General features: G+C 62.1%; 9 protein-coding genes. 8 read left to right on the top strand and 1 reads right to left on the bottom strand.

Features of this window, described 5'->3' with window-relative positions; genetic code table 11:
• The first annotated feature begins 97 nt into the window (after nucleotides 1-97).
• From WBB85_RS12985 to WBB85_RS12950, 8 genes are read left to right on the top strand one after another with little or no spacing between them, the layout of a single operon-like run.
• Complete coding sequence (locus WBB85_RS12985; protein ID WP_432639028.1) at nucleotides 98-727, top strand: hypothetical protein; 630 nt, start codon at nucleotides 98-100, stop codon at nucleotides 725-727.
• Complete coding sequence (locus WBB85_RS12980; RefSeq protein ID WP_432639027.1) at nucleotides 727-1,755, top strand: type IV secretion system protein; 1,029 nt, start codon at nucleotides 727-729, stop codon at nucleotides 1,753-1,755. Before WBB85_RS12985 ends, WBB85_RS12980 begins: the two co-directional genes overlap by 1 nt.
• A 40-nt stretch (nucleotides 1,756-1,795) precedes the next feature.
• A complete protein-coding gene (locus WBB85_RS12975) occupies nucleotides 1,796-2,467 on the top strand; it encodes a virB8 family protein (protein ID WP_432639026.1) in 672 nt (223 codons plus the stop codon).
• A 1-nt stretch (nucleotide 2,468) separates the two neighbouring features.
• The gene (locus tag WBB85_RS12970; RefSeq protein ID WP_432639025.1) at nucleotides 2,469-3,167 is read left to right on the top strand and encodes a TrbG/VirB9 family P-type conjugative transfer protein; all 699 of its coding nucleotides are present in this window, start codon (nucleotides 2,469-2,471) and stop codon (nucleotides 3,165-3,167) included.
• Complete coding sequence (locus tag WBB85_RS12965) at nucleotides 3,167-4,438, top strand: TrbI/VirB10 family protein (protein WP_432639024.1); 1,272 nt, start codon at nucleotides 3,167-3,169, stop codon at nucleotides 4,436-4,438. Before WBB85_RS12970 ends, WBB85_RS12965 begins: the two co-directional genes overlap by 1 nt.
• Nucleotides 4,438-5,442 carry an ATPase, T2SS/T4P/T4SS family gene (locus WBB85_RS12960; protein ID WP_432639023.1) on the top strand — a complete coding sequence of 335 codons (1,005 nt, stop codon included), beginning with the start codon at nucleotides 4,438-4,440 and terminating at the stop codon, nucleotides 5,440-5,442. Before WBB85_RS12965 ends, WBB85_RS12960 begins: the two co-directional genes overlap by 1 nt.
• A gap of 3 nt (nucleotides 5,443-5,445) precedes the next feature.
• Complete coding sequence (locus WBB85_RS12955; protein ID WP_432639022.1) at nucleotides 5,446-7,413, top strand: hypothetical protein; 1,968 nt, start codon at nucleotides 5,446-5,448, stop codon at nucleotides 7,411-7,413.
• 10 nt (nucleotides 7,414-7,423) lie between these two features.
• Nucleotides 7,424-9,352 carry a type IV secretory system conjugative DNA transfer family protein gene (locus tag WBB85_RS12950; RefSeq protein ID WP_432639021.1) on the top strand — a complete coding sequence of 643 codons (1,929 nt, stop codon included), beginning with the start codon at nucleotides 7,424-7,426 and terminating at the stop codon, nucleotides 9,350-9,352.
• Between the two features lie 82 nt (nucleotides 9,353-9,434).
• Here the strand turns inward: WBB85_RS12950 and WBB85_RS12945 are convergent.
• Nucleotides 9,435-9,816: calcium-binding protein (locus WBB85_RS12945; RefSeq protein ID WP_432639020.1), on the bottom strand; the 382-nt coding region annotated here is incomplete at its 5' end.

The raw sequence follows: 9,816 nt of genomic DNA, 5'->3' as shown, positions 1-9,816 counted from the left end.
GGGCGGCTGAATCCGTGCAGATCGTCGGCATGGGTCAGGCCGGGATCATGGATGCCGCGACGGCTGCGGAAGAAGAGAAATTCCTGAAGGTGATCCCATGATGATGAAACAGATCCTGTTCGCGGTTGGCCTTGGAGCGGCCGGTCTTGGCGTCGGCGCGGGCGTGACGGTGCTGTCTGGCCCGGACACGCCCACGCCGGACGCGGCCGAACAAGCGGAACTGGCCGAACTCGCAGCCGCTTTGAAAGAGGAAGAGGACTTCCTGCGCATCCTCCCGGCCGAACCCGAGCCGGAAAACGCTGCTCTCGTGCCGCATGCGACGCCGGAAGAGGCGGCCGTCATCGCCGCCGATTTCTTCGCCCGCCCTGCCCCGACCGATGCCGAGCTGGCCGCGATGGTGCCGTTTGAGGGGGCAGAGAATGTGCCTCTTCAAAGATGCGATGCGTACTTTCCGAATGCTGCCAAAAAAGAATTGGACGTCATGAAGAACCCACCGGATCGCCGGATGAAGGGTGAGATTTACGCCCGCATGAATGTTCGGCGGGCGCTCGATACCGGCGAATGTACCTGCACCGGAAAAGTCGCGCCCTACGAACCAGTTGCTATCGTTCTGGCCGAAATCAAGCGGCGTCACGGCGAACCAGATGGGGCGTTGTTCTATCCATATCGCGACGAAACCGCCCGCCTCCGGCGGGCAGTGGAGCGGTTATGTGGAGGTTACTTCTGATGAACTTTGTATCGAGCATCGTCGGGGACATTGATACAGCCGTAAATGCGACGGCAGCGCAGTACTTTCAGGTCATGTCTGCGTCGATCCAGTCGCTTTACACGGCGCTGCTCGGCCTGCTCTTTGCATTCATCGGCATCATGGTGGCGCTCAATGTCTATGCCATGGCGATGCGTGACGCGGTGCAGATCGGTATTCGCATCGTCCTGGTCTTTGTCTTCGCCCTCACCTGGGCGAATTTTCAGATCCTCTACGATACGCTGACCAATACCAGCCAGAACATTGCGCTGTCCTACTTCTCCATCGGAGGCGCCGGGACCAATACAACACAGCCCGATATCGCGATGGATCAGTTCTCGACCGATATGGCCAACCTCGTCGATATCGTAACTCAGGCCATGGGCTCGGTGGCACGGGGTGTCGTCGGCGCTCTGCTCTATGGCGCTCTCGCGGTGCTGATGGCGGTTTATGTTCTCGTTGTCGCGTTCTCCAAGATCATGATCGCGTTCCTGCTCGGTCTGGCGCCGCTTGCCATGGCCGCCACGACATTTGAGCGCACCAAGACCTTTTTTGAGGCCTGGCTCTCTGCCTTCATCGGCTACTTCATGTATCCGATCGCCGCAGCAGGCATCATCGGCACCGTGATCAATGTGTCGAACAACTTCGCGGTCACGGGGCCTCCGAATTCAAGCACCCTCGGCTCGATCCTCGGCTTTCTCGTGGTCATTTTCGTTGGCGTCTTTGCGCTGAAGTCGATCCCGCAGGCCGTGTCCAACATCACCGGCCAGTTCAACCTTGCCGGCATCAGCCCGCAGGCGCTGAGCCTCGTGGGAAGCCCGGGCGGCTATCTTGGCGGCAAGCTCAAGACCCGCGCGCAGGCGTATAAATCGGGCCTCATTCACGGGACGACGCCACGAATGGCCGGCATGAATACCGAACGGCACTACGCCGACAAGGGCGCAGGCACCCGAAAGCGCGTCGGCAACGTCACCCAAAAACTCGCTCAGCTCGCCACGCGCCGGAAATAACCCCTCCCCCGGCCAGAGCCCTTACAGAACGGAGACGACCATGACGGATGCAGAATCCGAACGGAGAACGAGTCTGTCCGAAGACATGATCTTCGGGCTCAAACGGCGGGAACGGCTTGCCTATGGTCTGGCCTTTCTGGGCAGCGTCATGGGGCTTCTCGGCCTCGGAACAACGCTGGCGCTCCTGCCCCTGAAGGAAAGCCAGGCTTTCCTCGCCATCGTCGACAAGGATACCGGCATCGCCGAACGGGTGGTCGAGGTCGAGGCAGCGGGAATGAGCGATGCGGCCGCCGTCCAGCAGGCGCTTCTCTTCAGCTATGTCAGCGACCGCGAAACCTTCGACGAACACGACAACGAAGCCCGCATCCTCTCGGTCTACCGTCGCTCGGCCGACGGTGCGCGGGCGAGCCTTGTCGCACTCTGGGATGAGGCGAATGAGGACTATCCGCCTTTGATCTATGGCGGCGGTGCGCGGGCCACGGTCCGGGTCATCGCCATCAACCCGATCACCGAAACGACAGCGCAGGTGCGGTTTGAAAAAACCCTGACCCGGCCGAACGGCACCGTTCAGACCGGCAAGTTCTCCGCAACCGTCGCCTGGGCGTTCCAGCCAAAAGCCGAGAAAGCCATGAAGCTCGTCTGGGAAAACCCGCTCGGCTTCACCGTCACCGCTTACCGCGTCTCGTCCGAGACCATCACCCCGGAGGGATGATATGAAACTTGCTCTCACTGGCGCGACAGTCGCCGCATTCCTGTTCACCGCCCTGCCCGGCGCGGCCGAGACCACGTCGAAATCCGGCAAGCTCGATCCGCGCGTCACCTATGCCACCTACCAGTCGGGGCAGGTCTACAATGTCTATACCGGGCTCCGCCGCGTGACGCTGGTGGAACTGGGCGACGGCGAACGCATCCAGTCGATTGCCATCGGCGATCTCGACAGCTTCCGCATCGACCGGCTGGAAGGCGAAAACCTCTTCATCATCAAGCCGGTCACACCGGGCGTCAGCACCAACCTGACCGTGGAAACCAACCGGCGGCTCTATTTTCTGAACGTCGTCTCCACCACGCAGCGGCAACCGATGTATTCGGTGAAGTTCACCGTGCCGGGCACGAAACGCAACACCGCTTCTGCGGCCCCTGCCCTGCCCGCCAAACCGATGAAATACGCCATTCTCAGCAAGCGCCAGATGCCGAAGTTCACGCCCAGGGCCATCGGCGATGACGGCTATCGCACCACGTTCCGTATCCCGAACGGCGCGCCGATGCCGACGATCTTCCGCGCCGACGAAAAGGGGCGGGAATACTCCGTCAACGCGATGGTGCGCGGTACCACCATCACTGTCTCGACCCGCTCGGATCGCTGGGTTCTGCGTCTTGGCGATGAATTTGTCTGCATCGAGGGGAAAGAGTGATGGCGGGACGCAACGACGTGCTTGAAGACGATGAAGCCACGCTGGAAGCGCGGCTGGCCCGGGTCAGGCAGGAAAGGGCCGCGCGCCGCAAGGGGCCAAATCCATGGGTCATGGCGGGTCTAACCGGCGCGGCGGGGCTGCTCTTGGGTGGCTATGTCGTCGCCGTGGCTCCGACGCTCGGCGACGACGCGCCGCCGGTGGAAACCTCGCGACCGGCCGAGTTCGGTGGCGGGACCGGGCTCGATGGCTTCGTCTTCGCCAAAGAAGAGCCCAGCCTGCCCCAGGTACGACAAGAAGATCCCGAAATCGCCCGGCTGCAAGGCGTGGTCGATGATCTCATGGCACAGATTGACGATTTGAAGCGCTCGCCAGTAACCGTGACCGATGACGCCGCGCTCGCCGAGATGGAACGCCGGAACGAGGAGCTGGAACGGCAGGCGCGGATGGCTCAGAACGCGCTCGATGCCGAACGCGCGATGGCGGCGCAGGCGGCCGTTGAGGCCGAGGCACTGGCCGTGCGCGAAGCCGAGTTGCAACGCCAGCGCGCCGAGGCCGAGGCAAAAGCCGTGGCCCAGATTACCTCCGACATGATCGCCTTCCGGGGCGGCAGTTCCGGAACCGGCGGATCAGTCGGAGATATGTCGGGCCTCTATGACGGGCAGGATAGCTTCCTGCGGACAAGCGCGAAGGCCGTCGAGACCCGGCAATCCGAAATCATCGCCAATCCCTCGAACACGATTGTGCAGGGCACGCTCATCGAAGCAGCGCTGGAAACCGCGATCAATTCCGACCTGCCGGGCCATATCTCGGCCGTGGTCACCCATGATGTCTGGTCCTGGGACATGGCCCGTGTCCTCATCCCGCGCGGCTCGAAACTCTTCGGGCGCTACGCAAGCGACGTGGGCGTTGGGCAAAAGCGCATTCTTGTCGCCTGGACCCGCATCCTGACCACGGACGGCCAGTCGGTGGAAATCGCCTCCTACGGCTCGGATCGCCTTGGCCGCTCGGGCTTGCCTGCCAAGGTGCGCTCGCACTTCCTGCAGAAGTTCGGCTCGGCCGCCCTTCTCTCGATCATCGGTGCGGCGCCCGATTATGCGGCGGCCCAGAGCGACAGCGAGGCCACGTCGGACGTGGTCCGGGCGATGGGTGACGATCTCGGAAACGCGACGGATGACGCGATCGGCGACTATCTCTCGATCCCGCCCACCCTCTCGGCCGATCAGGGCGCGGTGGTGATGATCCGGGTCGACAGCGATATCGAGCTCTTCTGATGGCGGATGGGGGCGGTTATCTCGCCGCATATCTCCGGCCGCTCGATGCGCTTCTCGCCGATCCCGCCGTGATCGAAATCGCGCTCAATGCCGATGGCCGGCTCTGGGTCGAGCGCGCGGGCGATACGCATATGCGTGAGGAACCGGACGGCCATCTGAGCCCTGAAGAAATCCGCAACCTCGCCGGTCAGATCGCCAATACCGCGAATGCGACCTTGACCGAGAAAACCCCGGTCGTCTCGGCCTCGATCCGCCATGCCGGTCTCGATCTGCGCGCGCAAGCCATGATCGCACCTGCCGTGGCGGGTCCGGCGGCCCTTGCCTTCCGCATCTTCCGCAACAGGAATGGTCAGGCACCGCTCCGACGGTTTGCGTTCCTGCGCGACGTGCGAACCTCTCTGGAAGAGGAGCGACGGCAGCGGTTCTCGCGGCTTCTGAAGGATGCCGGCGACGGGGATGTGGAGCGCTTTCTTGAACTGATCGTCGCCGAACATATGAATGTCATCGTCTCGGGCGGCACCTCGACCGGCAAGACCGAACTCGGGCGGCGGCTTCTGTCACTCGTCGATCCCGCCGAACGTATCGTCACCATCGAAGACGCCGCCGAATTGCTCCCCTCCCTGCCGAATGTGGTGAGCCTCATCGCTTCGCGCGACCCGGGCTCGGCACGCACGGCAGACGCGCTCCTGCAAGCCTCGCTGCGGCTGCGTCCCGACCGCATCATTCTCGGCGAACTTCGCGGGTCCGAGGCCGTGACCTTCCTCGATGCGATCAATACCGGCCATGCCGGGAGCTTCACCACGATCCATGCCGAAACAGCCCGCAAAGCGCTTGAACGCCTCGCCCTTCTCGTCCTCGCCACCGGCACGCGGCTCGGGTTTGAGGACGTCATCCGCTACCTCGCCAATTCCATCGACGTGATCGTGCAGATGGGCCGTCAGGGCGACCGGCGCGGCATTGTCGAGATCTTCGTGCCGGGCGGGGAAAGAAAAAATGCAGACTAACCCATGACCGATGAGCTTGTTCACATCACGGACAGGAGCAACCTGGCGAGCATTCGCGCGAATGGATTGAATATCAACCATCCGCGTCAGCGCCATCCCTTTCCTGAAGCGATTGAAAACAACCTGGGTATCTCGCCGATCTATGTAGCCAGAACCGGTGCCTATGGCGGTCAGCGGATTCAGGAACTCAAAGGCGCGAACGGGGTCGGCCTGAACGTTGATACAAGAGGACTTTCGCTTCACGCGGATATTCCGGGTCTGAACGATTTTGGCGTGGAATTCATCGCCTCGAAAGACGGCGGAGAGATGCATCTGAAATCGCCGATGGCACGCGATCTGTTCCATGATGTTGCCAACAACGGCGTGGTTTCCAGGGCTGCTCTGGACGATCCGGAGAGTACGTTCACCAGGCGTGCGATCGAAGTCAGCGGCACCGCAGCCATCCATCAATCCGTCGATGCAAACAGGATCGACTTTCCTGTTTCCTCCGTCCGGGAACGCGCCCGGCAGGCATTCGACACTTTCCTCGGCCGTCGGGACCAAACCGGATCTGTTCTCAGCGACGAAGAATTCGAACACGACAATCCCAAGCCGACCGACACCTATCCGGAGGCGGGATACTACCCCTACACCGTCTCCCTTCGTGAACAGGACATGATCCGCAACGGGCGTGGCGACGAACTGATTGCGACCTTCATGAACGTGCACGGACTCGACGCCGACCAGGCAACCGAAGTGATCGACGGCATTCTTGCCCTTGATCTGCCCGAGCATCAGCCATCCCGCCCGGCAGCCCGTGCATTCGATACCGCAGCAATCGGGCCCGAAATGGAGGGCAAACGGGGCACAGCGTCCGAAATGGTACGCCCTGGCGACCGGAGTGACGACAAAACAATCGCAATGGAGACACAAATGACACGCGACCAGAATGCAGCCTTACAAAGCGGGAATGGCCCAACAACCGGAGCGCCGACCAGAGATCAAATGCGCAATGAGGTGACCTCCTGGATGAGCGAGGTCAGCGACCGGATGGTCTGGCTGAGCCCGGCCGATCAGGCCGAGCTGAAGCCCGCCATCACCCGGATCGCGACCGATGCCCTGAAACTCCTTGGCGATGAACGCGGGGCGGAACTCACCGGCCAGCCGCCGAAGACGGAGCTTTACCGGACAGCCGTCAGGGAAGGCGAGGTAAGGCAGGGTGCCGAGGCCACGCCGATCAGCCGCGAACACCGCGATACGCTCATAAAGACCCTTGCAAGCGAGGCGGGCAACATCGGCATTCCGGCAGAAGATCTGCATAACCGCCTCTCGCGTGGGGCGGCCAATGCGCAAGAAGAACGTGACTGGGTCAGGGCCGATGTTGCTTCTGTGGCGAAGGCGCGCGGGATGGACTTCGACGATCCGGCGGACCGTAGCCAGGCCGCGCGGCTTGTGGACCGGTTCTATGACAAGGCAGCCAGTTTCATCGCCGAAGCGCGCGGGGTCGAGGTTGAGGCCCCGGGCGAGCGGCTGCGGCAGACCCTCACCGCCATGACGAAGATCGAGGCCGAGCATGGCAAGGTGGCGTTCGACAATGACGCGTCGGCGCGTGCCTTCACCGAGGACATGAAGTCCCGCTACGGCGAAACCATCATGCAGGACCTCGCTCAGGGGAAAACCGACCGGCTTGCCAGCGACTTCGCTGATCCGGGCGAACGCCGACAGATCGCCCGGGCCGTGATCGCCATCGGCGCTGCGCATGAAGAGCCCGGGGTGTCGCGCAGCGAAACGGACCGCGAGCGGGATACGCAGGCCGATCCGAAGGAAGCGGCGATCCTGCAAGGGGTTCAAGCGGAGGTAAAACGGCTCCGCGCTGAAGGTTACAGCCGCGCCTATATCTCTGAGCACAGTGCCGACATCGAAGGCGCGGTCGTGGCGCGCATCGAGAAGCATGCGCACGCAAAGGACCGTGATCAGGATCGCGAGCGGTGAGGAAAAGAACATGATGCAACGTTCTCTGCTTTTTTCGGGCCTCGGCCTTTTTGTCGGCATGTCGGCGGCCATTCCCGTCGCCAGCATCTATCTCAACCATATGGCCGGCCTCGGCCTCAATGGCGGTTCGGCCTTCTCCTTCGTCACCGGCTTTCCGGGGGTCGCGGCGCTCGGGTCCGGCACCTGGTCCACCGCGCTTCGTATCATCGTCGGGGTTGGCGTCCTCTTCTCCATTGCGGCCTTTCTTCTCTCCCTCCGCCAGGAACTCACCGAATACGGGCAGGCAAGATTCCAAAAACGCGCCGACCTGAAGAAAGCAGAGCTTCTGCAGGACGTCGGTCAGGGCTTCGTCTTCGCCAAACTCGGGAAGCCCGGTTCAAAGAAGCCCTTTGTCTCAGCGCTCTACGACAAGTTTCCGCATTGCCTTGTCGTGGCCCCGACCCGCGCCGGTAAAGGTGTGGGTTACGTCATTCCGAACACGCTCCTGTTCCCCGGCAGCACCGTCGTGCTTGACGTGAAGGGTGAGATATTCGAAGCGACCGCCCGGCACCGACAGTCCCAGGGCGACAGGGTGTTTCGCTATGCGCCCCTCGACTTCGAACACCCAACGCATCGCTACAACCCGCTTGAACGGGTGGCCCGCATCGAAAATCCCGAGCGGCGCTACACGGAACTCGCCAAGATATCGGATTATTTCCTGACCGTCTCCGACAAGGGCTCGGCGGGCGACTTCCTGACCGAGGGCCGGGAACTCTTTGTCGCCGCTGGCCTCCTTGCCATCGAGCGCGGGCGGCCGACCATCGGTGAGATTTCCCGCATCCTCTTTGGCAACGGCGCCACCCAGGAGGAATACAAGCTGCGGGCCGAAGAGGTAAAACACGTCTCGGCTGCGCGCACGTTCCGGAAGTTCTCCGGTTATGCCGACCGCACGCTCTCGTCGCATGCCTCGGTCCTGAGCGGTGCCGGGCTCTCGCTCTGGAACAACCCCGCCATTGATCGGGCAACCTCGGCCAACGATTTCTCTTTCGCCGATTTGCGCAAACGACCGCAGTCGATCTATCTCGTGGTCAATGCCGACGATATCCGCACCGTCGCACCGTTGATCCGGCTTTTCTTCGGCGAACTCATCGCTACCCTGCGGGCGAGCCTTCCCGATGCCAAGACTGAACCCTGGCCGGTCATGGTCCTACTTGACGAATTCGACCAGCTCGGGCCAATGCCCATCGTCGAACAGGCCCTGAAACAGCTTGCGGGCCATGGCGCCCGGGTGTCGATCATCACCCAGTCGATCCCCGGCATCGACAATATCTACGGCGAAAACATCCGCCTCTCGCTCGAATCCGCGGCGGGCATGAAACTCTTCCTCTCACCCAATGAGAAAAAGACCGCCGCTGAAGTCTCCGATGCGCTCGGCAAGACTACGAAACTGGCCGTCAGCGACAGTCTCTCACGCGATACCGGTTTCCGCCAGAAACGCTCGGTCTCGCGACGCATGGAGGAACGGCCCCTGATGACGCCCGACGAGATCCGCAAGCTCTCCGCAGACAAGGTCATCCTCGTCCCCGAACGCCAGAACCCAATCCTCGCCGAACGCATAGTCTACTTCCAGGACCCGACCTTCCGTACCCTCATCGAAGCCCAGAAAGGCCCCCTGCCCTTTCCGTCCGTCGAGCGCGCAGAAATCGCCACGATGCGCGAGGAAATCGAAGGATTGCGGCGTGCGATCACAACTTTGAGTTTTGGGACGGATGGTGCGAGCCGCACGTCATCGCAGGTGGCCGAAGAGGCTGTGGCGGATATCGGTCAGGATCAGGGGGTATCGGACGCGCCCGTGCCGGATCTACCGGATGATGATCTGGTCGGGGCTTTTGCAGGTCAGATCAAACCCGCGATGGAGACGTTCCGGGAACAGGTCGAGAGGAAGTTCGCGGGGGCGTAGCCCGGGACCGCGATCTGCGGCGTCAAGCTTTAGGCCCCCGGAACAGAGTGGCGGACCCGCTTCCGGGTCCACCAATGTTTCATCACGCGTAGACAAGCGTGTCGTCGACGATCGGCGCGGTCAGCAGATCGCCGAGATCCCATGTCGTGCCGTCGGCAAACTGAATACTCTCGACGCCGTAATCGTAGCTTGTATGCAGCTCGTTTTCGAAAGTGATCTGTTCGCCGTTGGACAGGGTAAGCACGACGTCGTTTGGATCGGATTGCAGGCGCTGCACGGTCACATCAGACGCATTCACGTCGGTGAAGACAAATACATCAGTAGCGGTGAGTTTACCCGGGTCGTAGTCGTGGATCGTATAGGATCCGTCGCCGAGGCTGTGGAAATAGTTCTCCGCCTGCTCGGTCCCGGTGATCGTCGTGTACCCGGCCGCCTTCTGATCGGCCACCGACCGGTCCCGCACG

The organism is Albidovulum sp., assembly GCF_049646345.1.
Lineage (GTDB): Bacteria > Pseudomonadota > Alphaproteobacteria > Rhodobacterales > Rhodobacteraceae > Albidovulum.
This window is presented reverse-complemented; position numbering and strand designations above follow the sequence as displayed.